Source organism: Pseudomonas sp. B424 (assembly GCF_055408345.1).
Genome location: NZ_JBUZTL010000019.1, coordinates 61,668 through 83,352, shown reverse-complemented (window position 1 = coordinate 83,352; position 21,685 = coordinate 61,668). Strand labels below are relative to the sequence as shown.

The 21,685-nt window shown below is 59.4% G+C and carries 20 protein-coding genes; 12 read left to right on the top strand and 8 right to left on the bottom strand.

Annotated elements, in window-relative coordinates; all coding sequences use genetic code 11:
* The 8 genes from ACZRMS_RS19575 to ACZRMS_RS19540 all read left to right on the top strand — a co-directional run bounded on the left by ACZRMS_RS19575 (nucleotide 1) and on the right by ACZRMS_RS19540 (nucleotide 9,542).
* Nucleotides 1-360 (top strand): DUF5064 family protein, encoded by a 360-nt coding sequence (locus ACZRMS_RS19575; protein ID WP_463996646.1) that lies wholly within the window; start codon nucleotides 1-3, stop codon nucleotides 358-360.
* A gap of 184 nt (nucleotides 361-544) precedes the next feature.
* Nucleotides 545-2,053: a sigma-54-dependent transcriptional regulator gene (locus ACZRMS_RS19570; protein WP_463996645.1), complete on the top strand. Its 1,509-nt coding sequence runs from the start codon at nucleotides 545-547 to the stop codon at nucleotides 2,051-2,053.
* A gap of 392 nt (nucleotides 2,054-2,445) precedes the next feature.
* On the top strand, nucleotides 2,446-2,829 hold the full coding sequence (gcvH, locus tag ACZRMS_RS19565) for a glycine cleavage system protein GcvH (protein WP_463996644.1): 384 nt from the start codon (nucleotides 2,446-2,448) through the stop codon (nucleotides 2,827-2,829).
* Nucleotides 2,830-2,839: 10 nt separating this feature from the next.
* A complete protein-coding gene (gcvP, locus tag ACZRMS_RS19560; protein ID WP_463996643.1) occupies nucleotides 2,840-5,698 on the top strand; it encodes an aminomethyl-transferring glycine dehydrogenase in 2,859 nt (952 codons plus the stop codon).
* Nucleotides 5,699-5,850: 152 nt separating this feature from the next.
* Nucleotides 5,851-7,227, top strand: coding sequence for an L-serine ammonia-lyase (locus tag ACZRMS_RS19555; RefSeq protein WP_463996642.1), 1,377 nt, complete (start codon nucleotides 5,851-5,853; stop codon nucleotides 7,225-7,227).
* A gap of 17 nt (nucleotides 7,228-7,244) precedes the next feature.
* Entirely contained in the window at nucleotides 7,245-8,369 is a 1,125-nt protein-coding gene (gene gcvT, locus ACZRMS_RS19550; RefSeq protein ID WP_463996641.1) for a glycine cleavage system aminomethyltransferase GcvT, read from the top strand.
* 379 nt (nucleotides 8,370-8,748) lie between these two features.
* Entirely contained in the window at nucleotides 8,749-8,961 is a 213-nt protein-coding gene (locus ACZRMS_RS19545; RefSeq protein WP_016782052.1) for a cold-shock protein, read from the top strand.
* Between the two features lie 92 nt (nucleotides 8,962-9,053).
* Nucleotides 9,054-9,542 (top strand): RDD family protein, encoded by a 489-nt coding sequence (locus tag ACZRMS_RS19540; protein ID WP_463996640.1) that lies wholly within the window; start codon nucleotides 9,054-9,056, stop codon nucleotides 9,540-9,542.
* Between the two features lie 141 nt (nucleotides 9,543-9,683).
* Here the strand turns inward: ACZRMS_RS19540 and ACZRMS_RS19535 are convergent, their stop codons facing one another.
* The 4 genes from ACZRMS_RS19535 to rpoE form a co-directional block, all read right to left on the bottom strand.
* Nucleotides 9,684-11,105 (bottom strand): DegQ family serine endoprotease, encoded by a 1,422-nt coding sequence (locus ACZRMS_RS19535; RefSeq protein WP_463996639.1) that lies wholly within the window; start codon nucleotides 11,103-11,105, stop codon nucleotides 9,684-9,686.
* A gap of 179 nt (nucleotides 11,106-11,284) precedes the next feature.
* Nucleotides 11,285-12,247, bottom strand: a complete 963-nt coding sequence (locus ACZRMS_RS19530; protein ID WP_463996638.1) for a MucB/RseB C-terminal domain-containing protein — start codon at nucleotides 12,245-12,247, stop codon at nucleotides 11,285-11,287.
* A gap of 8 nt (nucleotides 12,248-12,255) precedes the next feature.
* Entirely contained in the window at nucleotides 12,256-12,846 is a 591-nt protein-coding gene (locus tag ACZRMS_RS19525; RefSeq protein WP_463996637.1) for a sigma-E factor negative regulatory protein, read from the bottom strand.
* 32 nt (nucleotides 12,847-12,878) lie between these two features.
* The gene (gene rpoE, locus ACZRMS_RS19520) at nucleotides 12,879-13,460 is read right to left on the bottom strand and encodes an RNA polymerase sigma factor RpoE (protein WP_048359852.1); all 582 of its coding nucleotides are present in this window, start codon (nucleotides 13,458-13,460) and stop codon (nucleotides 12,879-12,881) included.
* Nucleotides 13,461-13,974: 514 nt separating this feature from the next.
* On the opposite strand from rpoE, the gene nadB reads away from it, so the two are divergent.
* Nucleotides 13,975-15,591: an L-aspartate oxidase gene (nadB, locus tag ACZRMS_RS19515; RefSeq protein WP_463996636.1), complete on the top strand. Its 1,617-nt coding sequence runs from the start codon at nucleotides 13,975-13,977 to the stop codon at nucleotides 15,589-15,591.
* On the opposite strand, the gene ACZRMS_RS19510 is transcribed toward nadB, so the two are convergent.
* The gene (locus tag ACZRMS_RS19510; RefSeq protein ID WP_463996635.1) at nucleotides 15,560-16,012 is read right to left on the bottom strand and encodes a protein YgfX; all 453 of its coding nucleotides are present in this window, start codon (nucleotides 16,010-16,012) and stop codon (nucleotides 15,560-15,562) included. The two genes, nadB and ACZRMS_RS19510, sit on opposite strands and share 32 nt — an antisense overlap.
* Nucleotides 15,996-16,250: an FAD assembly factor SdhE gene (locus ACZRMS_RS19505; protein ID WP_463996634.1), complete on the bottom strand. Its 255-nt coding sequence runs from the start codon at nucleotides 16,248-16,250 to the stop codon at nucleotides 15,996-15,998. Before ACZRMS_RS19505 ends, ACZRMS_RS19510 begins: the two co-directional genes overlap by 17 nt.
* Before the next feature lie 148 nt (nucleotides 16,251-16,398).
* On the opposite strand from ACZRMS_RS19505, the gene ygfZ reads away from it, so the two are divergent.
* Both ygfZ and ACZRMS_RS19495 read left to right on the top strand, forming a co-directional pair.
* Nucleotides 16,399-17,343, top strand: a complete 945-nt coding sequence (gene ygfZ / locus ACZRMS_RS19500) for a CAF17-like 4Fe-4S cluster assembly/insertion protein YgfZ (RefSeq protein ID WP_463996633.1) — start codon at nucleotides 16,399-16,401, stop codon at nucleotides 17,341-17,343.
* 33 nt (nucleotides 17,344-17,376) lie between these two features.
* Nucleotides 17,377-18,180 carry an HDOD domain-containing protein gene (locus ACZRMS_RS19495; RefSeq protein WP_463996632.1) on the top strand — a complete coding sequence of 268 codons (804 nt, stop codon included), beginning with the start codon at nucleotides 17,377-17,379 and terminating at the stop codon, nucleotides 18,178-18,180.
* A 3-nt stretch (nucleotides 18,181-18,183) separates the two neighbouring features.
* On the opposite strand, the gene ACZRMS_RS19490 is transcribed toward ACZRMS_RS19495, so the two are convergent.
* Together ACZRMS_RS19490 and ACZRMS_RS19485 are read right to left on the bottom strand one after the other, a co-directional pair.
* A complete protein-coding gene (locus ACZRMS_RS19490; RefSeq protein WP_463996631.1) occupies nucleotides 18,184-19,584 on the bottom strand; it encodes a sensor histidine kinase N-terminal domain-containing protein in 1,401 nt (466 codons plus the stop codon).
* On the bottom strand, nucleotides 19,577-20,248 hold the full coding sequence (locus tag ACZRMS_RS19485; RefSeq protein WP_048359860.1) for a response regulator: 672 nt from the start codon (nucleotides 20,246-20,248) through the stop codon (nucleotides 19,577-19,579). Before ACZRMS_RS19485 ends, ACZRMS_RS19490 begins: the two co-directional genes overlap by 8 nt.
* Before the next feature lie 428 nt (nucleotides 20,249-20,676).
* Between ACZRMS_RS19485 and ACZRMS_RS19480 the strand changes: the two genes are divergently transcribed.
* Entirely contained in the window at nucleotides 20,677-21,654 is a 978-nt protein-coding gene (locus ACZRMS_RS19480) for a Bug family tripartite tricarboxylate transporter substrate binding protein (RefSeq protein WP_463996630.1), read from the top strand.
* Nucleotides 21,655-21,685 lie beyond the last annotated feature (31 nt).

Sequence of the window (21,685 nt, the reverse complement as noted above, 5' to 3'; positions counted from 1 at the left end):
ATGGCCTCGTTCGAGCCCGGTCACCTGCATATCCATCGCGAACCGCTGCAGCCTGGCGACTTCGGGTATGACATCAAGATCGATTACCAGGTCGTTCAGGATCCCAAGGAAGGCAAGTCGATGCAGTTCGACATGCACGGCCAGATCAACAAGAAGGAGTTCAAGGAGTCGTTCACACTGCCCAAGGACATGGCCTACAACTTTGCCCATGACGCATTCAAGATTGCCGTCAAAAACGGCATTCCAAAAACCGCTGACATCCGTTCGATGCACGGTTACTACGACAAGATGTTTGCCGATGTTCTGGCCCAGCTCAACCACAAGCCTGGCGACCCGATCAAACCTGAACACCTGGAGTAATTCAGCCACTTGATGATGGCTGCGCTTTTGTGGGATCGGGCTTGATCGCGATGCAGGCAACGCAGTTTTACTGTTAGGCCGTGTTGATGCCATCGCGAGCAAGCCCGCTCCCACGGAATTTCACCTATCCTCCCCGCCAAGGCATACTGGCCATCCCCGCTGGCCAGAAGTGTTCCTTGTTCCCATGCGTATCCATGTCAGTTTTATCGACCGTGTCGGCATCACCCAGGAAGTCCTGGCCCTGCTCGGCGGGCGTAACCTCAACCTGGATGCAGTGGAGATGGTCCCGCCCAACGTCTACATCGATGCCCCGACCCTGAGCCCGCAAGTACTCGACGAACTGCGCGAAGCCCTGTTCAGCGTCAAGGGCGTGCAATCGGTGACAGTGGTCGACATCCTTCCCGGCCAGCGCCGCCACTTGCAACTCGACGCCCTGCTCGCCGCCATGACCGACCCGGTGCTGGCACTGGACAGCGAAGGCCATGTGCTGCTGGCCAACCCGGCACTGGTGGCGCTCTACGGCCACGAGCCGACCGGCGAAAGCATCGGCGAGCTGTTCTGCGACCCCGGATTGCTGGGTGTGCTGCTGGAAAACGGCTTTCGCCTGCCCTTGCGTGAAGTCACCCTCAACGGCCACCCGTTGATGCTCGATGCCACCCCGATCACCGATGCCGGCGCCCTGCTCACCCTGTATCAACCAAGCCGCATCGGCGAGCGTCTGGCAGCCCTGCACCACGATCACGCAGAAGGCTTCGACGCCCTGCTCGGCGATTCGCCTGCCATCCGCACGCTCAAAACCCGGGCACAACGCGTAGCAACACTGGACGCGCCCTTGCTGATCCAGGGCGAAACCGGCACCGGTAAAGAGCTGGTGGCCCGCGCCTGTCATGCCATCAGTGATCGGTTTGCCGCGCCGTTTCTGGCGCTCAACTGCGCCGCGCTTCCGGAAAACCTGGCTGAAAGCGAACTGTTCGGCTATGCCCCCGGCGCCTTCACCGGGGCCCAGCGCGGCGGCAAGCCGGGGCTGATGGAACTGGCCAACCACGGCACGGTATTCCTCGACGAAATCGCCGAAATGTCGCCGTACCTGCAAGCCAAACTGCTGCGTTTTCTCAACGACGGCAGCTTCCGCCGGGTCGGCGGCGAGCGCGAGGTCAAGGTCAATGTACGGATCCTCAGCGCCACCCACCGCAACCTCGAAAAAATGGTCAGCGAGGGTACCTTTCGCGAAGACCTGTTCTACCGCCTGAACGTACTCAACATCGAAGTGCCGCCCCTGCGCGAGCGCGGCCAGGATATCTTGCTGCTGGCGCGCACCTTCATGCAGCAGGCCTGCACCCAGATCCAGCGCCCCGTGTGCCGCCTGGCACCCGGCACCTACCCTGCCCTGCTGGGCAATCGCTGGCCCGGCAATGTGCGCCAGTTGCAGAACGTGATCTTTCGCGCGGCGGCCATCTGTGAAAGCAACCTCGTCGACATTGGCGATCTGGACATCGCCGGCACCTCGGTTGCACGGCAAAGCGACGGTGAGGTAGAAACCCTGGAGCACGCCGTCGAAACCTTCGAAAAAGCGCTGCTGGAAAAGCTCTACGTCAGCTACCCCTCGACCCGCCAACTGGCCAACCGCCTGCAAACTTCGCACACGGCAATCGCCCATCGGCTGCGCAAATACGGGATCCCGGGTAAGGCCTGACGCACTCATTTCCCTGTGGGAACGAGCCTGCTCGCGAGTGAATCGACCCGTAATCACGGTCAGACGGCGTCCCATGCATCGCGAGCAGGCTCGCTCCCACAGAGCCCTCTTCTCGCCCGTATCGATATCACTCCAGTGGAGCGATATCGATACAGACCCTCTAAACCGCAGCCATGCAAGGCTTTGATCCTCTTGGATTTTTTTATTGCGTTTGTGCTGTATCGATTTCGCTACAGAGCAAAAAAGAAACCCTTCTCTAAAACAATTCAAGCCATTGATAAATAAGGATATTTATAAAGTGGCAGTCATTTTGCAATGAACTCCTCAATAAGCTCGATCTGCACGAGCATTTACCTGTGACCACCAGACATGTCTGGCCCTGAGGAGTTTCCATGAGCGAATTGCGTTTTACTGAAGACCACGAATGGCTGCGCACCGAAGCCGACGGCAGCGTAACCGTAGGCATTACCGCGTTTGCGCAAAACGCTCTGGGTGACGTGGTATTTGTGCAGCTGCCTGAACTGCAGGCCTACGACAAGGGCGCAGAAGCCGCCACCGTTGAGTCGGTCAAGGCTGCCAGCGGCGTTTACATGCCACTGGACGGTGAAGTGATCGCCGTCAACCCGGCGCTCGACAGCAGCCCGGAACTGGTCAACGAAGACCCGCTGGGTGAAGGCTGGTTCTTCCGTTTCAAGCCTGCCGATGCCAACGCTGTGGCCCAACTGCTCGATCAAGACGCGTACGACCGCTTGATCAAAGCCCAAGACGACAACTGAGAAGCCCGCCATGACCATCAATCTCAGCACTGCCAATGAGTTCATCGCGCGCCACATCGGCCCGCGCCAGGCCGACGAGCAGGCGATGCTCGCCACCCTCGGTTTTGATTCCCTCGAAGGCCTCAGCGCCAGCGTGATCCCGCAAAGCATCAAGGGCACTAGCGTGCTCGACTTGCCGGACGGTCAAAGCGAAGCCGACGCACTGGCTTCGATCAAGGCCATCGCAGCCAAAAACCAGCTGTGCAAAACCTATATCGGCCAGGGCTACTACAACTGCCATACCCCTTCGCCGATCTTGCGCAACCTGCTGGAAAACCCGGCCTGGTACACCGCCTACACCCCTTACCAGCCTGAAATTTCCCAAGGCCGCCTGGAGTCCCTGCTCAACTTCCAGACCCTGATCAGCGATCTCACCGGTCTGCCGATTTCCAACGCATCGCTGCTCGATGAAGCCACCGCCGCAGCCGAAGCGATGACCTTCTGCAAACGCCTGAGCAAAAACAAATCCAGCCACAGCTTCTTTGCTTCCAGCCACTGCCACCCGCAAACCCTCGACGTGCTGCGCACCCGTGCCGAGCCGCTGGGCATCAAGGTTGTGGTCGCAGACGAACGCGAGCTGACAGACATGTCGCCCTTCTTCGGCGCCCTGCTGCAATACCCGGCGAGTAACGGTGACGTATTCGATTACCGCGAGCTGGTTGAGCGTTTCCACAGCGCCAACGCACTGGTAGCGGTTGCCGCCGACCTGCTGGCCCTGACCCTGCTGACGCCTCCGGGCGAATTCGGCGCAGACGTTGCCATCGGCAGCGCCCAGCGTTTTGGCGTGCCACTGGGCTTTGGCGGCCCGCACGCGGCCTACTTCGCCACCCGCGACGCGTTCAAGCGCGACATGCCGGGGCGCCTGGTCGGTGTCTCGGTTGACCGTCACGGCAAACCTGCGCTGCGCCTGGCCATGCAAACCCGCGAGCAACATATCCGCCGCGAGAAGGCCACGAGCAACATCTGCACGGCCCAGGTCCTGCTGGCCAACATCGCCAGCATGTACGCGGTGTACCACGGCCCCAAAGGCCTGACGCAGATTGCTCAGCGCATTCATCAGCTGACCGCGATTCTGGCCCAGGGCCTGAGCGCGCTGGGGCTGACGGTCGAGCAAAGCCAGTTCTTCGACACCCTGACCCTGAACACCGGCAGCCAGACCGCAGCCCTGCACGCCAAGGCCCATGCCACTCAGATCAACCTGCGCGTGATCGACGAGCAGCGCCTGGGTCTGTCGCTGGATGAAACCAGCAGCCAGTCCGACGTCATCGCCCTGTGGGCTCTGCTCGCTGCTGACGGTCAGGCCCTGCCCGACTTCGAAGCGCTGGCCAGCACCGTGACCGGCACCCTGCCAGCCGCTCTGCTGCGACAGTCGCCGATCCTCAGCCACCCGGTGTTCAACCGTTACCACTCTGAAACCGAACTGATGCGTTACCTGCGTCGTTTGGCGGACAAGGACCTGGCACTGGACCGCACCATGATCCCGCTGGGCTCGTGCACCATGAAACTCAACGCTGCCAGCGAAATGATCCCGGTGACCTGGGCCGAGTTCGGCAACCTGCACCCGTTCGCCCCTGCCGAGCAAAGCCTGGGCTACCAGCAACTGACCACCGAGCTGGAAGCCATGCTGTGCGCGGCGACCGGTTACGACGCCATCTCGCTGCAACCGAACGCCGGTTCCCAGGGCGAGTACGCGGGCTTGCTGGCGATTCGCGCCTATCACCACAGCCGTGGCGACGAGCGCCGTGACATCTGCCTGATCCCGTCCTCGGCCCACGGCACCAACCCCGCCACCGCCAACATGGCCGGTATGCGCGTGGTGGTGACGGCATGCGATGCACGGGGCAACGTCGACATCGAAGACCTGCGCGCCAAAGCCATCGAGCACAGCGACCACCTCGCAGCCCTGATGATCACCTACCCTTCGACCCACGGCGTGTTCGAAGAAGGCATCCGCGAAATCTGCGGCATCATTCATGACAACGGCGGCCAGGTGTACATCGACGGCGCCAACATGAACGCGATGGTAGGCCTGTGTGCGCCGGGCAAGTTCGGCGGCGACGTGTCCCACCTCAACCTGCACAAAACCTTCTGCATCCCCCACGGTGGCGGTGGCCCGGGCGTTGGCCCGATTGGCGTCAAATCGCACCTCACGCCGTTCCTGCCGGGTCACGCGGCCATGGAACGCAAGGAAGGCGCGGTGTGCGCGGCGCCGTTCGGCAGCGCGAGCATTTTGCCTATCACCTGGATGTACATCCGCATGATGGGCGGCGAAGGCCTCAAGCGTGCTTCGCAGCTGGCGATCCTGAACGCCAACTACATCGCCCGTCGCCTCGAGGAGCACTACCCGGTGCTGTACTCGGGCAGCAATGGCCTGGTGGCGCACGAATGCATCCTCGACCTGCGCCCGCTCAAGGAAAGCAGCGGCATCAGCGTCGATGACGTGGCCAAGCGCCTGATCGACTTCGGCTTCCACGCCCCGACCATGTCGTTCCCGGTGGCAGGCACGCTGATGATCGAGCCGACCGAAAGTGAATCCAAGGAAGAACTGGACCGCTTCTGTCAGGCCATGATCTGCATCCGCGAAGAGATCCGCGAAGTTGAAAGCGGCGGTCTGGACAAGGAAGACAACCCGCTGAAAAACGCCCCGCACACGGCCGCTGAAATGATCGGTGAGTGGACCCACCCTTACAGCCGTGAACAGGCGGTGTACCCGGTTGCGTCCTTGATCGAAGGCAAATACTGGCCACCGGTAGGCCGGGTCGACAACGTGTTTGGCGACCGCAATCTGATTTGCGCTTGCCCGTCGATCGAAAGCTATCAGGAAGCGTAAGCACTCGGGTCATGGAGATCTGATGTGGGAGCGGGCTCGCTCGCGATACAGGCAATGCGATTTTGCAGCCAGACCGCAGTGATGCTATCGCAGGCAAGCCAGCCCCCACAGGGATCGAAGTTGCACTACACAATAAGAAACCGGAGAACCCTATGTCGTTAAGCGTGTTCGACCTGTTCAAGATTGGCATCGGCCCTTCCAGCTCCCATACCGTCGGCCCCATGCGTGCTGCTGCGCGTTTTGTCGAAGGTCTGCGCCGCGACGAGCTGCTGCAAGACACAACCAGTGTAAAAGTCGAACTCTATGGCTCCCTCGGTGCCACCGGCAAAGGGCACGGCAGCGACAAAGCCGTGCTGCTGGGGCTTGAAGGCGAGCACCCGGATACCGTCAACACCGAAACCGTGGCCGAACGCCTGGCCACCATTCGCAGCAGCGGGCGCTTGAACCTGCTGGGCGAACACCCCATCGATTTCAACGAAAAAGCCCATCTGGCGATGATTCGCAAACCCCTGCCCTATCACCCCAACGGCATGATTTTCCGTGCCCTGGATAGCGCCGGGATTCAAATCCGCAGCCGCGAGTATTACTCGGTCGGTGGCGGCTTTGTGGTGGATGAAGGCGCAGCGGGAGCAGACCGCATCGTCGAAGACAGCACCGAACTGAAGTACCCCTTCAAAACCGCCAAAGACCTGTTGCGCCATTGCGCCACCCATCACCTGTCGATCAGTGAAGTGATGATGGCCAACGAAAATGCCTGGCGCCCCGAAGCCGAAACCCGCAGCGGTTTGCTGAATATCTGGCAGGTGATGCAGGATTGTGTGAGCGCGGGCTGTCGCAACGAAGGCATTTTGCCCGGCGGGCTGAAGGTCAAACGTCGCGCGGCCGCATTGCATCGTCAGCTCTGTGCCAACCCGGAGGCTGCATTGCGCGATGCGCTGTCGGTACTCGACTGGGTCAACCTGTACGCGTTGGCCGTCAACGAAGAGAACGCCAACGGCGGGCGCGTGGTCACGGCACCTACCAACGGCGCGGCCGGGATCATTCCCGCCGTGTTGCATTACTACATGCGCTTTATCGGCGGGGCCAACGAAGACGGCGTGGTGCGGTTCCTGCTGACCGCTGCGGCCATCGGCATCCTGTACAAAGAAAACGCCTCGATCTCGGGCGCCGAAGTCGGCTGCCAGGGAGAAGTCGGCGTGGCCTGCTCCATGGCGGCGGGTGCGTTGTGTGAAGTGCTGGGCGGCAGCGTTCAGCAAGTCGAGAACGCGGCCGAAATCGGCATGGAGCACAACCTCGGCCTGACCTGCGACCCGATTGGCGGCCTGGTACAGGTGCCGTGCATCGAACGCAACGCGATGGGCTCAGTCAAGGCCATCAACGCCGTGCGCATGGCCCTGCGCGGCGACGGCCAGCACTTTGTCTCGCTCGACAAGGTGATCCGCACCATGCGCCAGACCGGCGCCGACATGAAAAGCAAATACAAGGAGACCGCTCGCGGCGGTCTGGCTGTAAACATTATCGAGTGCTGATTTTTAAGGAGTCACCAATGTCCACCGAACAACTGCTTAAAACCCCGCTGCACGCGCTGCACATTGAGCTCGGTGCCCGCATGGTGCCATTCGCCGGGTATGACATGCCCGTGCAGTACCCGCTGGGGGTAATGAAAGAGCATCAGCACACCCGCGAGCAGGCCGGGTTGTTCGATGTATCGCACATGGGCCAGATCCGCCTGATCGGCGCTGATGCGGCCAAGGCACTGGAAGCCCTGGTGCCGGTCGACATCATCGACCTGCCTGTCGGCATGCAGCGCTACGCAATGTTCACCAACGAACAAGGCGGCATCCTCGATGACCTGATGGTCGCCAATCTGGGCAATGACGAACTGTTCCTGGTGGTTAACGCCGGCTGCAAGGACCAGGACCTGGCGCATCTGCGCAAACACCTGGGCGGGCACTGCCAGGTCCAGCCACTGTTCGAAGAACGCGCCCTGCTCGCCCTGCAAGGCCCGGCGGCCGTTAACGTGCTGCAGCGCCTGGCGCCAGACGTCGCAAAAATGACCTTCATGCAATTTGCCCCGGTGACCCTGCTGGGCGCGGACTGCTACGTCAGCCGCTCGGGCTACACCGGCGAAGACGGCTTTGAAATCTCGGTACCGGCCGATCGCGCCGAAGAACTGGCACGCCGCCTGCTGGCGGAGCCCGAAGTGCAGGCCATCGGCCTGGGCGCTCGCGACTCGCTGCGCCTTGAAGCCGGCCTGTGCCTGTACGGCCATGACATGAACGACACCACCACGCCGATTGAAGCCAGCCTGCTCTGGGCCATCTCCAAGGCCCGTCGCGCAGACGGCCCGCGTGCCGGTGGCTTCCCGGGCGCCGAAACCCTCTTTGCGCAACAGCAAAAGGGTGTGGCCCGCAAACGCGTGGGGCTGCTGCCACAGGAACGCACCCCGGTGCGCGAAGGCGCCGAGATTGTCGACGCCGACGGCACCGTGATTGGCGCCGTGTGCAGCGGTGGCTTTGGCCCGACCCTGGGCGCACCGCTGGCAATGGGTTATCTGGATATTGCATTCACACCGGTGGACTCTGAAGTCTGGGCCATCGTGCGTGGCAAGCGTGTACCCATGAAAGTTTCGAAGATGCCGTTTGTCCCACAGCGTTATTACAGAGGTTAAGTCCTCCCCTGACACAGTTGCATGTCCCTCATACTTACAGGGCATGCAACTGCTGTAATAGCGCTTCAAGTTTCGATAGTGAAAGCACTGTTTAAAACACGAAAACAATTGAATATCCCTATGATTAACCGGCACTTATAACTTCGCTATCTATGTTAATAACCCGTCTTTGCGGGTTTATTCGGAGGGCTTGTTTTTTTAATTCCAGTTTCGTAGAGTTTGCCCACTGTGTTTGCATGGGTCGCTGGAATCGTGACCTGGGCAGTAGCTCTAAGTTCGCTACACCCGTTCTGCGTCTCTTACTTTCCTGCAACCCAGCACCAGTACTCTTTCATGTGAAAGAGGCTGTCATTAATTGTTAGCGTCAAGGAATTAAGAAATGTCCCAACGTCAGAGCGGTACCGTAAAGTGGTTTAACGACGAGAAGGGGTTTGGTTTCATCACCCCGGAAAGCGGTCCGGACCTGTTTGTGCACTTCCGTGCCATTCAGGGCAACGGCTTCAAAAGCTTGAAGGAAGGCCAGAAAGTGACCTTCATCTCAGTACAGGGCCAAAAAGGCCTGCAGGCTGACGAAGTTCAAGCAGAAGCTTAATCTCGTACAGAAAAGCCTCTGATGGTGACATCAGAGGCTTTTTTATGGCCGTAATTCCGTAAGATGGCGTTTTTCCTTCACGAGACCCTGCCATGTCGAAACAACCACTTAGCCCTCAAGGCGATTTTCCCGCCGTTGGCCTGGGGCGCCGCCTGGCAGCCATGTTTTATGACTTTCTGCTGTGTACTGCCCTGCTGATCGTCACCACTTTCATCTACAAGCTGATCATGATGAGCTTTATCGGCGAAGCCAAAATGAGGGCACTGTCTGAAGCAGGCGCCCTCGATGGCGACCCGCTGCTTTCAACCATCCTGTTTTTTGTGCTGTTCGGCTTCTTTGCCAAGTTCTGGACCCACTCCGGGCAAACCCTGGGCATGCAGGTGTGGGGCATACGCGTGCAGAACGCTGACGGTACGGCCATCAGCCTGTGGCAAGCCCTGCTGCGCTTTATCGTCTCCATCGGCTCATGGCTGTGCCTCGGACTGGGGTTTGTCTGGTCGATCTTCGACAAGCAAAACCGTACCTGGCATGACATATATTCCAACAGCCAGTTAGTGCGCATCCCTAAACCCAAGAAATAAAAAAAGCCCGTATCTCTCGATACGGGCTTTTTGCTACTGCGCTGCGAATCAACCTGTAGCCGCTGCCGCAGGCTGCGACAAGATCCGAAGGATCTTCAAACAGGGGTTGCTACGCAACCAGCAGCTACAGATATTTACGGCTTACTCCGCCAGCTTGAAGGTAATGAAGCTGGCACGCCCCTGACGCAGAACCCGCATGGACACCGAACGGTTCTTCGGCAATGCCTTGGCAATTTCAGTGAACTGTTTGCCGTTGGTAATTGCCTGGTTGTTCAGGTGAGTAATCACGTCGCCAGGTTGCAGGCCGATCAGGGCAGCCGGGCCGTCCTGAACGTCGGTGATGATCACGCCACCCTTGATGTCGTTGGCTTTCTTCTGCTCTTCGCTCAAGTCCGCCACGGACACGCCCAGACGATTGCTGCTTTGCTCGGCGCCGGTAGGTGAAGACATTTCTTTCCCTTCATCAGGGATAGCGCCTACGGTCAGTTCCAGGTTTTGGCGCTTGCCGTTGCGAATCACTTCAAGCGACGCTTTGCTGCCGGCCTTGAGTGCGCCCACCAGATGCGGCAAATCTGCCGACATGACGATCGGCTGACCATTCATGCTCAGGATCACGTCGCCGACTTGCAGGCCGCCTTTGGCAGCAGGACCATCATCGAGCACCTGGGCCACCAGCGCACCGGCCGGTTTGTCCAGACCGAACGATTCGGCCAGGTCCTTGTTGACCTCCTGAATCACGACACCCAACCATCCACGGCTGACTTTGCCGCCAGCTTTAAGCTGATTGGCAACGTCCATCGCCACATCGATAGGGATCGCGAAGGACACGCCCATAAACCCGCCCGAGCGGGTATAGATTTGCGAGTTGATGCCAACCACTTCGCCGGTCAGGTTGAACAGCGGGCCACCCGAGTTACCCGGGTTGATCGGCACGTCAGTCTGGATAAACGGCACGTAGCTTTCATTTGGCAGGCTGCGACCGATGGCGCTGATAATGCCCTGGGTCACGGTGTGGTCAAAGCCAAATGGGGAACCGATAGCAACCACCCATTGGCCGGCCTTGAGGTCCTGGGACTTGCCCAGTTTCAGCACAGGCAGGTTTTTGCCTTCGATTTTCAGCAATGCAACGTCGGAACGTGGGTCCGTGCCCACCAGTTTGGCTTTCATTTCGCTGCGATCGGACAGGCGCACGATGATTTCATCTGCATCTGCGACCACGTGGTTATTGGTCAGGATGTAACCATCGGGCGAAATGATGAAGCCCGAGCCGAGGGACTGGGCCTCACGCTGGCGACCACCTTTGCCACTGGGTGGCATGCTGCGTTCAAAGAAGTCGCGCAGACCCGGCGGCAACCCTTCCAGGTCGGGCATTTGCCCCATGCTTGAGACGCGGCGTTCCGGCAACTTTTGCGTGGTGCTGATATTCACTACGGCTGGCGAGGCTTCTTCGACCAATTGCGTGAAGTCAGGCAACTGCGCTTGCGCCATGACAGGTACTGCCTGCCCAAGCATCAGCACCGCTGCAAAAATGGGTAAATAAGATTTCAATCGAGGCATCGACATACAGCTCCCGTTAATAACAGCAGAGTTAAGCGACAGGCACCAAAAACCAAGCCCAAAGCATAGACCGTTTTTCAGGTACCGAAAAACAAACAAGGCCAAAGCCCTTGAGGGCTTTGACCTTTATAAAAAGATAAAAAATTGGCAAATCGGAAATTGTTACCCGCCATGTCGCCGCATCCCTAGGGCATGGCCTCGGCGTCGGCTTTACCGACACGCATTGAAAGCGCAATCCGTTCTGCGGTGCCCATGGGGATCTCCCCCACCACTGTGGCCATCATGTCACCCTGCGGGGTGGTCAGGTGCCGCGAGACGGCTACGGTAGGCCCCAGCTGTACACGGGCATCAGGCGCTGCCGAGCCCTTCAAGGGTTCAAGAAAGACCGAGAAACGCGTCAAACCATCGTCGAACAACAGACTGGTGACTTCAGACCTGGTCTTGGGATCAATGCGCACGGTGCTGCTGATCTGCTCAAAACCCGGTGGCAACCAGTCGGAATGCCAGACATGGGCTGTCTTGACCTCAGATGACGCCGCATCAGCCGTAGCTATGGGCCGGCATTGACCTGCTGGCTTGAGCTCGCCGTCATCAGGAGGCGTCGTTTCAATGCTTATAAACTGAAAACGCTCAAGCAACTGGCCTTTGTCATTGAGCAGCAATGACTTGAGGGGCAAACCGGTTTCACGGTCCAGATACAGTTCAAACCCGTAGCGGTGCTGGTCACGCGGTGCAAGCGAGATCACTGCTACCGGTCGGCCTGCAACCCTTGAGTCGCCTGTTTTTGTGACCGCATACCAGTCATTGAGCTTCTGGGGGTCGAGCTGCCTAGCCGCCATGGCGGTGACATCTGCATCGCCCGAAATCAACTTGCCAGTGACACACTCAACGCGCCCATCGGAACGAATGACCTCTTGCGCCGCGCCATCAAGCTGCAGCAAGCGTTCACGAACTTTCCCGTCCTGCACAAGGTGCCAGACGCTGTGGGTAGAGAAACTACCGTTGCGTTCGTAAACGAAAGTGCCCTGATAGCTTTGCTGTTGCTCGGCCTGCCCAAGACGGTCAAGCCAGTTACGGGCTTCATCGGCGTGTGCAGGGGCAACAAACCAGCCACTGAGTACAAGAGGTAACAGGGGTAGGACGCGCATGATGGTCCTTAACGGTTTTCCAGGCTGGCTGCACGGGCATACGGCAGAGGGCTTTGAGCACCTTTCAACGCCGCTTGCTGTGCGTGCTGGCGCAGATAACCTGGCAGACGCTGATCTTGCCAGCCGGGCTGACCTTGCAGAACGCCGTTAGCCATCGGGCCGGTGGCCGGATCGGAGCTTTCGCTGTAGTTGGCCAGTACCGCAGGGCCTTTGACCATCGGAGCACTCAGGCTCTGCTGGCTATCTTGCTGCGCAAGCTGGGCACCCACGATGTCATCCTGGTTGTACAGCCTTACACCCGCCAGAACAGCAACAGTGACCGACGCAGCAACCGCCAGGCGGCCAATGCTGCGCCACGGGCCACGCACGACCTTGGCAGGGGTTTGCTCTTCGGCCAACGCGGCCGAAACTGCGGATGCAATGTCCAGGCGCGGAATCAGCAGGTCCTTGTGCATCACTGCACGTGCCACTTGGTAACGGGACCAGGTATCACGCGTTTGTGTGTCGTCGAAGGCACTCAATACCCGACGTAGTTCCAGTTCGTCCGCTTCGTTATCCATCACTGCGGACAGCGATTCCTGCAGGGCTTCACGACTCATGGCGGTTCCTCTCTTTGGCTGTCGCCGCTGTCTCAGTTTTCCTGCAACAACGGCTGCAGGGCTTTATCAATGGCTTCCCGAGCCCGGAAAATCCGGGAACGCACGGTACCCACCGGACATTGCATGACGCTCGCAATATCCTCATAACTCAGACCATCAAATTCACGTAAAGTTAACGCCGTTCGCAAATCTTCTGGCAGCAGCTGAATGGTGCGATGTACGGTGCTCTCGATCTCGTCGCGAAGCAGCGCACGCTCAGGCGACTCAAGATCTTTCAGACCGTGATCACCATCGTAAAACTCAGCGTCTTCTGAACTCACATCACTATCAGGCGGACGTCGACCCCGAGATACCAGATAGTTTTTCGCCGTATTGATGGCGATGCGGTACAGCCATGTATAAAAGGCGCTGTCGCCGCGAAAATTACCTAGTGCCCTGTAAGCCTTGATAAAGGCTTCTTGAGCAACGTCCTGTGCTTCATGGGTGTCGTGCACAAAACGCACGATCAACCCGAGAATTTTGTGCTGATACTTCAACACGAGCAGATCGAATGCGCGCTTATCGCCACGCTGTACGCGCTCGACCAGCTGCTGATCCTCTTCCTGGGCTAGCATGAATACTCCTCATAAGACCGAGAGGAAGATTGCTTTGCTAATTGATCAGGCTTGCAAACATAGACTCGGGCTTTGCGCAAAAGTTCTCTCCCCCTTGGCAAGTTTCCTGCGCGCTCGGATTTGGCACGCACGAAAACGCAGCTCGGGCCTGGCCGGCTGCGTCAATAATCTTGTCGCCAAATTCTGCTGTCGAGTCGAAAAACCAACCCCGCATCAAACTGGACGCCGTTCCCCTGCTTCATGGGCAACCCTCTATGGAACGCTGAGCCGTACGAAAAGTTCAAATGTTTCGTTCGAAGCATCCCCAGCGGTACCACGAAAGCCGATCAAGGTTCGAGTCTCTCCCGAGCCCTGACGCCCCTTGCAGATTAATTGTGCAAATCGACATGCAGACCCATCGAGTCTGAGGCACACTTCATGCCCGCTGTAATTTCACAATGCCATAAAGGCCCGGCCATTGTGCCGATCCCCCCCTCTATATACTAGTGGGCGCTTTTTTGCGGATGTCAGAAGAATGAGCCAACATTTTCAACATGATGTGCTGGTGATTGGCAGCGGCGCTGCCGGTTTGAGCCTGGCGCTCACACTACCCGGCCACATGCGTATAGCGGTCCTCAGCAAAGGCGATCTGGCCAATGGCTCGACTTTCTGGGCACAGGGTGGCGTAGCTGCCGTGCTGGATGACACCGACACGGTGCAGTCCCACGTAGAAGACACCCTCAATGCAGGCGGCGGCCTGTGCCATGAGGACGCGGTGCGGTTTACCGTCGAGCATAGCCGCGAAGCCATCCAGTGGCTGATCGACCAGGGCGTACCCTTCACCCGCGACGATTGCGCCGACCCCGAGCAGCCAGGCTTTGAATTTCACCTGACCCGTGAAGGCGGCCACAGCCATCGGCGCATCATCCATGCCGCTGATGCCACCGGCGCGGCCATTTTCACGACATTGCTCGAACAGGCACGCAAACGCACAAACATCGAATTGCTTGAGCAACGGGTTGCCGTTGATCTGATTACCGAGCGCCGCCTGGGCCTGGAAGGTGATCGCTGCCTGGGCGCCTATGTGCTGAACCGCGCCACCGGCGAGGTCGACACCTACGGTTCGCGCTTCACCATTCTGGCTTCGGGCGGTGCTGCCAAGGTGTATCTGTACACCAGCAACCCGGATGGCGCCTGCGGTGATGGCATTGCCATGGCCTGGCGCTCCGGCTGCCGGGTGGCCAACCTGGAGTTCAACCAGTTCCACCCCACCTGCCTGTATCACCCGCAAGCCAAGAGTTTTCTGATCACCGAAGCACTGCGGGGCGAAGGGGCACACCTCAAACTGCCCAACGGCGAGCGCTTCATGCATCGGTTTGACCCGCGTGGCGAGCTGGCCCCGCGGGACATCGTTGCACGCGCCATCGACCATGAAATGAAGCGCCTTGGCATTGATTGCGTGTATCTGGATATCAGCCATAAGCCCGATACGTTCATCAAAAGCCACTTCCCGACTGTCTATGAACGCTGCCTGGGGTTTGGCATCGACATCACCCGGCAGGCGATCCCGGTGGTGCCGGCGGCGCACTATACCTGCGGCGGGGTGATGGTCGACGAACACGGCCGTACCGATGTGCCCGGCCTGTACGCCATTGGCGAAACCAGCTTCACCGGCCTGCACGGCGCCAACCGCATGGCCAGCAACTCTCTGCTGGAATGCTTTGTGTACGCCAAGTCGGCAGCGGCTGACATCCTCGCCCAACTGCCCGAAATTGCCGCACCCTTGGCCCTGCCGAGCTGGGACGCCAGCCAGGTTACCGACTCGGATGAAGACGTGATCATCGCCCACAACTGGGACGAATTACGGCGATTCATGTGGGACTACGTGGGCATCGTGCGCACCAACAAGCGCCTGCAACGCGCACAACATCGCGTGCGCCTGCTGCTGGACGAGATTGATGAGTTCTACAGCAACTATAAAGTCAGCCGCGACCTGATCGAGCTGCGCAACCTGGCACAAGTTGCCGAACTGATGATTCGCAGCGCCATGGCGAGAAAGGAGTCACGGGGCCTGCACTTCACGCTGGACTATCCGGATATGCTGCCCGAAGCCCTGGACACTATCCTGGTGCCAGCCACCTGCGCCGACTGAACTTCAATCGCACACGCAAACGCCGGTGCTGATCCGGCGCCAGCGCGTCGCCGGGGATGCACACTGCCCGCACCCTGCGCTCACCACGCCAGCTAAAACGCACAATCACCGCCCGTGGCAACGCCAGGCTGTCACGCCGCAGCTGCACCGCCTGCCAGCCCTTTTCACGACTCCACAACTGCCAGCCATCGGCATCGCACCGCAATCGGGTAACAGCACTCGAGTGGGTCAATAGAACGTGACGCGGCAGCACCCAAAACCCGTGCCCCAGGCACAGAAAAACGCCGAGCACACTCACCCAGACTGGAATTGAAAGAAGGCAGATTGAGATCAGCGCCAGTATCTGGGCTGCAAGATATGCCGCCAGCAACTGCCCTGAGGCATGCCAGCGGCACTCGAAGCTGTTACTTGGGCTGGACACGATCCAGGATCATGCGAACCATGCGCTGCAGCTCCGGGTCCTCGGATTCGGCGCGCTCCATGAACCAGCCGAACATGTCCTGATCTTCGCACTCCAGCAGCTTGCGATAGCATTCGCGATCTACGTCATTCAGGGTGGCGTACACTTCCTTGACGAAAGGCACCAGCAATACGTCAAGTTCAAGCATGCCGCGACGGCTGTGCCAGTAGAGACGATTGAGTTCAACATTTTCGACCATGGAACGCTCCTCAAATAGAGCGCAAGTATACAGGCCGATCCGTCATAGAACAGTCGGCTTTGGTCGGCCACCAGGGTCTGTTGCGAACTACCCATTTGCAAGGCGCACCTCTATGATGTGTACCAGACTTATTTACCTGCGATGACCCATGGCCGACTCTGCTTTTTTCTGCACCCTGAACCACGAAGGCATCCTTGCTGTTATCGGCAACGACGCCAGCAAGTTTCTGCAAGGCCAGTTGACCTGCAATCTCAACTACCTGAGCGAAACCCGCGCCAGCCTTGGTGCCCGTTGCACACAAAAAGGCCGCATGCAGTCCAGCTTCCGTATCCTGCTCCAGGACAACGGCTGCCTGCTGGCCATGGCGCGTGAACTGGTCGAGCCGCAGTTGGCGGACCTGAAAAAATACGCCGTGTTCTCCAAGTCCAAACTGACTGACGACAGCGCCAACTGGGTGCGTTTTGGCCTGGGTCAGGCAGACGCAGCATTGCAAAGTCTGGGCCTGGACCTGCCCGCCGAAACCGACAGTGTCGCTCGCGCCAACGGCTTGATCGCCATTCGCGCCTCCGAAGGCCGTGCGGAGCTGTGGGCCCCGATCGAGCAGGGCGAAAGCCTGACACAGCAGTTGAAAGCACTGCTGGTTGAAGCTGACCTCAATCAATGGCTGCTCGGCCAGGTGCGCGCCGGTATTGGCCAGGTCATGGACAAGACCCGCGAAATGTTCATTCCGCAAATGATCAACCTGCAAGCCGTGGGCGGTGTCAGCTTCAAAAAAGGCTGTTACACCGGCCAGGAAATCGTCGCGCGCATGCAGTACCTGGGCAAACTCAAACGTCACCTCTACCGCTTGTCGCTTGAAGCGGGCAATGAGGTACCTGCACCGGGAACCCCCCTGTTCGCCCCTACTCACAACAGCGCTGTGGGCGAAGTGGTGATCGGCGCGAAAGCAGAAAACGGTGTCGAGCTGCTGGCCGTGCTGACCTCCGATGCGGCCCAGGCAGGTGATATCCACGTGGGGGACCTGCAAGGCCCCGCGCTTTCGCTGCTCGAATTGCCGTATCAGCTGGACCGTGATCGCGAAATCCAGCGTTGATTGCCACATATTGAAAGGCAGTACCCCAGAGAAATGAGCATGCTGGCGCACAAAGTCCAAATGGACTTGGTCAAGGCCATTGATCGAGATGACCTGGTTTTGCCCACGCTACCGGAAGTGGCGTTGAACATCCGCAAGGCAGCAGAAAACCCTGAAATCAGCGTCAGCCACTTGAGCAAGGTCATCGGTCGTGACACCGCACTGGCGGCGCGGCTGATCAAAGTGGTCAACAGCCCGATGTTGCGCGCCACCCGCGAGGTCACTGATCTGCACACGGCCATCACGCGCCTGGGCGTCAACTACAGCAGCAACCTGGCCATCGGGCTGGTCATGGAGCAAATCTTCCATGCCCGCTCGGAAGTGGTCGAGCAGAAGATGCGCGACGTATGGCGTCAAAGCCTGGAGGTGGCGGGCATTTGCTACACCCTGTGCCGCCGCCATACGTCACTCAAACCTGACCAGGCGGCACTGGGCGGCCTGGTGCATCAAATCGGCGTACTGCCCATCCTGACCTACGCAGAAGAACACAATGAACTGCTCTCCGACCCGATATCACTGAACCACGTCATTGAGAGCATTCACCCGCTGATTGGCGACAAGCTGCTGGCGGGCTGGGAGTTCCCGGAAATGCTGCTAAAGATTCCCGGCCAATACCAGGACGTTACCCGCCAGTCCAAAAACGTTGACTACATCGACCTGGTGCAAGTCGCAACCGTGTTCATGCACCAGGACATCGAGGCGCTGAGCGCCCTGCCCGCCTTCAACAAACTGGGGGTGGACGCTGACAACCCGAACCTGCAAGAACAACTGAACGAAGCACGCTGGATGTTTATCTAGGGTCTACCTGCGATCACCATTGGCCGGCACAAAACTCACCCGTACCTTCAACCCGCCCTGCGCACCATCATGCAGGCTGATATGGGCAAGGTGTGCGCGGCAGATGTCGCCGACGATCGCCAGCCCCAGCCCCGTCCCGGCCACTTGCTGGCTGCGTCTATAGAAACGCTCGAACACACGCTCGCGATCTTCATGGGGAATACCCGGCCCCTCATCTTCGACTTCCAGTATCGCGGGGGCGGTGACTCGCAAAACCACATTGCCCCCCACCGGTGAGTGAGCCATGGCGTTGTCCACCAGATTGCTCAGCAGCTCGTGCAACAAGGTGGGCTCACCGTACAACCAGACGGGCTGATCGGCCTCCAGCGCCAGCGCAAACCCTCTGGCATGGGCCAGCGGCGCCATGGCCATGCCCAGTTCGCGAGCCAGTTGACTGAGGTCCAGTAACTGCCCGCCCCCCTCGGCGATAGCCCGCGCTCCGTTTTCGATTCGCGCCAGCGACAGGAGCTGGTTGGCCAGGTGGGTCAGGCGGTCCGTGCCCTGTGTGGCCTGCTCCAGAGTAGTGCGCCATGTCGGCGGGTCGCTCGCTCGCAAACCCAGTTCGAGCTGGGCCTTGAGCACCGCCAGAGGGGTACGCAACTCATGGGCGGCATCGGCAATGAACTGTGCCTGACGCTTGAACTGACCGCGCAAACGCTCGGTAAAGTGATTGAGTGCTCGCACCAATGGCCGCAACTCCCGCTGTACGTACACCAGGGGCAAGGGGCGCAAGTCATCCAGTTCACGCTCTTCGACGGCGCTGCGCAATCGCTCCAGAGGACGTAACGCGGCACTTACGGCAAACCACACCACCAGCAACGCCCCGAGCCCCAGCATGCCCAGGCGCAGCAATGTGTCAGCCATCAGGCTGCGGGCCATGGCCACTCGCGCTTCGTCAGTTTCGGCGACCCGGATTTCCGCCATGCCATTCATGCTCGGCTCGGTCACGGCTTTGAGCAGGCTCACGACCCGCACATTCTGCCCCTGGTACTCGCCGTTATAAAAACGCGCCAGAGCGGGATAGTCATCGGTACGCGGCGTGCCGGGCGGTGGCGCGGGCAGATTTTCGTAGCCGGAAATCAGCCGCTGGTGAATATCGTTGACCTGATAGTAAATACGTCCGGCGCTGTCGTAGGCAAAGGTATCGAGCGCAACGTAAGGGACATCGGCACTCAAGCTGCCATCACGTTGCGACAGACCGGCCGCAATAGTGCGCGCCGACGCCAGCAGGGTGCGGTCATACGCGGTGTCGGCGGCCTCGCGACCATTGAAATAGGCACTCAGCCCGCTCGCCAGCATCAGTACCACCAGCAACAGCGTGAGGTGCCAGAGCAGGCTCCAGCGCAGGCTGTCGAGTTTAAACATCGCGCCCCTCCAGCAGGTACCCCAGACCCCGGAAGGTCACGATCGCCACCCCCTGATCGTCGAGTTTTTTGCGCAGGCGGTGAATATAGATTTCGATGGCATCAGAACTGGCTTCCTCGTCCAGGCCGAACACCTGGGCCGCCAGTTGCTCCTTGCTCATGACACGCCCCGGCCGGGCTATCAGGGCTTCGAGCACCGCCTGTTCGCGGGAGGTCAGGGTCAGCAGTTCATCCGCCAGGGTGAAGCGCCGGGTACCCAGGTCGTAGACCAGAGACCCGCATTGCTGCAGGCGTTCGCCACCCAGCACGCTACGGCGCAGCAGGGCCTTGACCCGGGCCTCCAGCTCAGTCAGTTCGAAAGGTTTTGCCAGGTAGTCATCGGCCCCCAGATTTAGCCCGTGAACCCGGTCCTTGACGTCACTGCGGGCCGTGAGCATCAACACCGGCAGGGTTTTACCACGGGCACGCAGGCGCGCCAGCACTTCAAAACCGTTCATGCGCGGCAACCCCACATCCAGAATCGCCACGGCATATTCTTCGCTGCTCAAGGCCAGGTCGGCGGCCACACCATCGTGCAATACATCGACGGTCAGGCCCGTGTCTTTCAAGGCCTGGGCAACACTCTCGGCCAGCTGCAGCTGATCTTCGACCAAAAGCACACGCATCGGGTTTTCCTCATTATTTTTGTACAGGCCGAGGCCTTTCAGTGCGCGGAGTGTACAGACGGAGGGGGTGCTGTGAAGCCCAAAAACAATGAATGACTATTGAAAGGTTAGCGAAAGGTTGGTCGTTTAGCATCGCGAGACTGACAGTAAACCCTGTTGCCGCCATGACCCCGTAGCGGCCCGAAAAACGCCTCGAAGCGTTTTCGCTAATAAGAATAATAGTGGAGCACCCTGCATGCTGAATCCTCAGCCCAAGGCCCGTGGCCTCTGTAATTACCTTGAACTTTGCCAAACCCTCGCGGCACCTGCGAATGGCTTTATGTTGCCCGCCGTTTGTCCGCCATACGGGTAATGCACGGCTCGACACCTGCGATTTTCAGTAACAACTGACCTACCCCTCTAAAAACAAAAACTCCACTGGAGACGATATGAATCTATCCCTGCGCACCCTCTCTCTCGCTGCCGGCTGCATGCTCTTCGCCGGCCAACTCATGGCTGAACCCAAACGCCCGGAATGCATTGCCCCGGCCTCCCCTGGCGGTGGTTTTGACCTGACCTGCAAGCTGGCACAAAGCGCGCTGATCAACGAAAAGCTGCTCAGCAAGCCCATGCGCGTGACCTACATGCCCGGTGGCGTGGGCGCCGTTGCCTACAACGCCGTTGTCGCCCAGCGGCCAGCAGATGGTGGCACCCTGGTAGCCTGGTCCAGCGGTTCACTGCTTAATCTGGCGCAAGGCAAATTCGGTCGTTTCGATGAAAGCGCCGTGCGCTGGCTGGCGGCTGTCGGCACCAGCTACGGTGCGATTGCGGTGAAGAGCGATTCACCCTACAAAAACCTCGATGATCTGGTTCAAGCCCTGAAGAAAGATCCGAGCAAAGTGGTGATTGGCTCGGGCGGCACCGTGGGCAGCCAGGACTGGATGCAAACCGCCCTGATCGCCAAGGCCGCCGGGATCAATCCGCGTGACTTGCGTTATGTGGCCCTGGAAGGCGGCGGTGAAATCGCAACCGCGCTGTTGGGTGGTCATATTCAGGTGGGTAGTACGGACATTTCCGACTCCATGCCGCATATCCAGAGCGGTGATATGCGCCTGCTCGCCGTGTTTGCCAATGAACGCCTCGACGAACCCGAGATGAAGGACATTCCGACGGCCAAAGAGCAGGGTTACGACATCGTGTGGCCAGTTGTACGTGGCTTCTATTTGGGGCCAAAGGTCAGCGATGCGGACTACGCGTGGTGGAAAGACGCCTTCGACAAACTGCTGGCCTCCGAAGACTTCGCCACATTGCGCGACCAGCGCCAGCTCTTCCCCTTCGCCATGACCGGCCCGGAGCTGGATACCTACGTGAAGAAGCAGGTAGCTGACTACAAAGTCCTGGCCCAGGAATTCGGCCTGATCCAGTAACCGTCGCTGACCGCTGGCTGTGCCCTTGCGT

Excerpts from the sequence above, each read along its gene's own strand:
- ACZRMS_RS19575 (WP_463996646.1), top strand. The coding sequence starts at position 1 with ATGGCCTCGTTCGAGCCCGGTCACCTGCATATCCATCGCGAACCGCTG.
- ACZRMS_RS19570 (WP_463996645.1), top strand. The coding sequence starts at position 545 with ATGCGTATCCATGTCAGTTTTATCGACCGTGTCGGCATCACCCAGGAA.
- gcvH (WP_463996644.1), top strand. The coding sequence starts at position 2,446 with ATGAGCGAATTGCGTTTTACTGAAGACCACGAATGGCTGCGCACCGAA.
- gcvP (WP_463996643.1), top strand. The coding sequence starts at position 2,840 with ATGACCATCAATCTCAGCACTGCCAATGAGTTCATCGCGCGCCACATC.
- ACZRMS_RS19555 (WP_463996642.1), top strand. The coding sequence starts at position 5,851 with ATGTCGTTAAGCGTGTTCGACCTGTTCAAGATTGGCATCGGCCCTTCC.
- gcvT (WP_463996641.1), top strand. The coding sequence starts at position 7,245 with ATGTCCACCGAACAACTGCTTAAAACCCCGCTGCACGCGCTGCACATT.
- ACZRMS_RS19545 (WP_016782052.1), top strand. The coding sequence starts at position 8,749 with ATGTCCCAACGTCAGAGCGGTACCGTAAAGTGGTTTAACGACGAGAAG.
- ACZRMS_RS19540 (WP_463996640.1), top strand. The coding sequence starts at position 9,054 with ATGTCGAAACAACCACTTAGCCCTCAAGGCGATTTTCCCGCCGTTGGC.
- ACZRMS_RS19535 (WP_463996639.1), bottom strand. The coding sequence starts at position 11,105 with ATGTCGATGCCTCGATTGAAATCTTATTTACCCATTTTTGCAGCGGTG.
- ACZRMS_RS19530 (WP_463996638.1), bottom strand. The coding sequence starts at position 12,247 with ATGCGCGTCCTACCCCTGTTACCTCTTGTACTCAGTGGCTGGTTTGTT.
- ACZRMS_RS19525 (WP_463996637.1), bottom strand. The coding sequence starts at position 12,846 with ATGAGTCGTGAAGCCCTGCAGGAATCGCTGTCCGCAGTGATGGATAAC.
- rpoE (WP_048359852.1), bottom strand. The coding sequence starts at position 13,460 with ATGCTAGCCCAGGAAGAGGATCAGCAGCTGGTCGAGCGCGTACAGCGT.
- nadB (WP_463996636.1), top strand. The coding sequence starts at position 13,975 with ATGAGCCAACATTTTCAACATGATGTGCTGGTGATTGGCAGCGGCGCT.
- ACZRMS_RS19505 (WP_463996634.1), bottom strand. The coding sequence starts at position 16,250 with ATGGTCGAAAATGTTGAACTCAATCGTCTCTACTGGCACAGCCGTCGC.
- ygfZ (WP_463996633.1), top strand. The coding sequence starts at position 16,399 with ATGGCCGACTCTGCTTTTTTCTGCACCCTGAACCACGAAGGCATCCTT.
- ACZRMS_RS19495 (WP_463996632.1), top strand. The coding sequence starts at position 17,377 with ATGAGCATGCTGGCGCACAAAGTCCAAATGGACTTGGTCAAGGCCATT.
- ACZRMS_RS19490 (WP_463996631.1), bottom strand. The coding sequence starts at position 19,584 with ATGTTTAAACTCGACAGCCTGCGCTGGAGCCTGCTCTGGCACCTCACG.
- ACZRMS_RS19485 (WP_048359860.1), bottom strand. The coding sequence starts at position 20,248 with ATGCGTGTGCTTTTGGTCGAAGATCAGCTGCAGCTGGCCGAGAGTGTT.
- ACZRMS_RS19480 (WP_463996630.1), top strand. The coding sequence starts at position 20,677 with ATGAATCTATCCCTGCGCACCCTCTCTCTCGCTGCCGGCTGCATGCTC.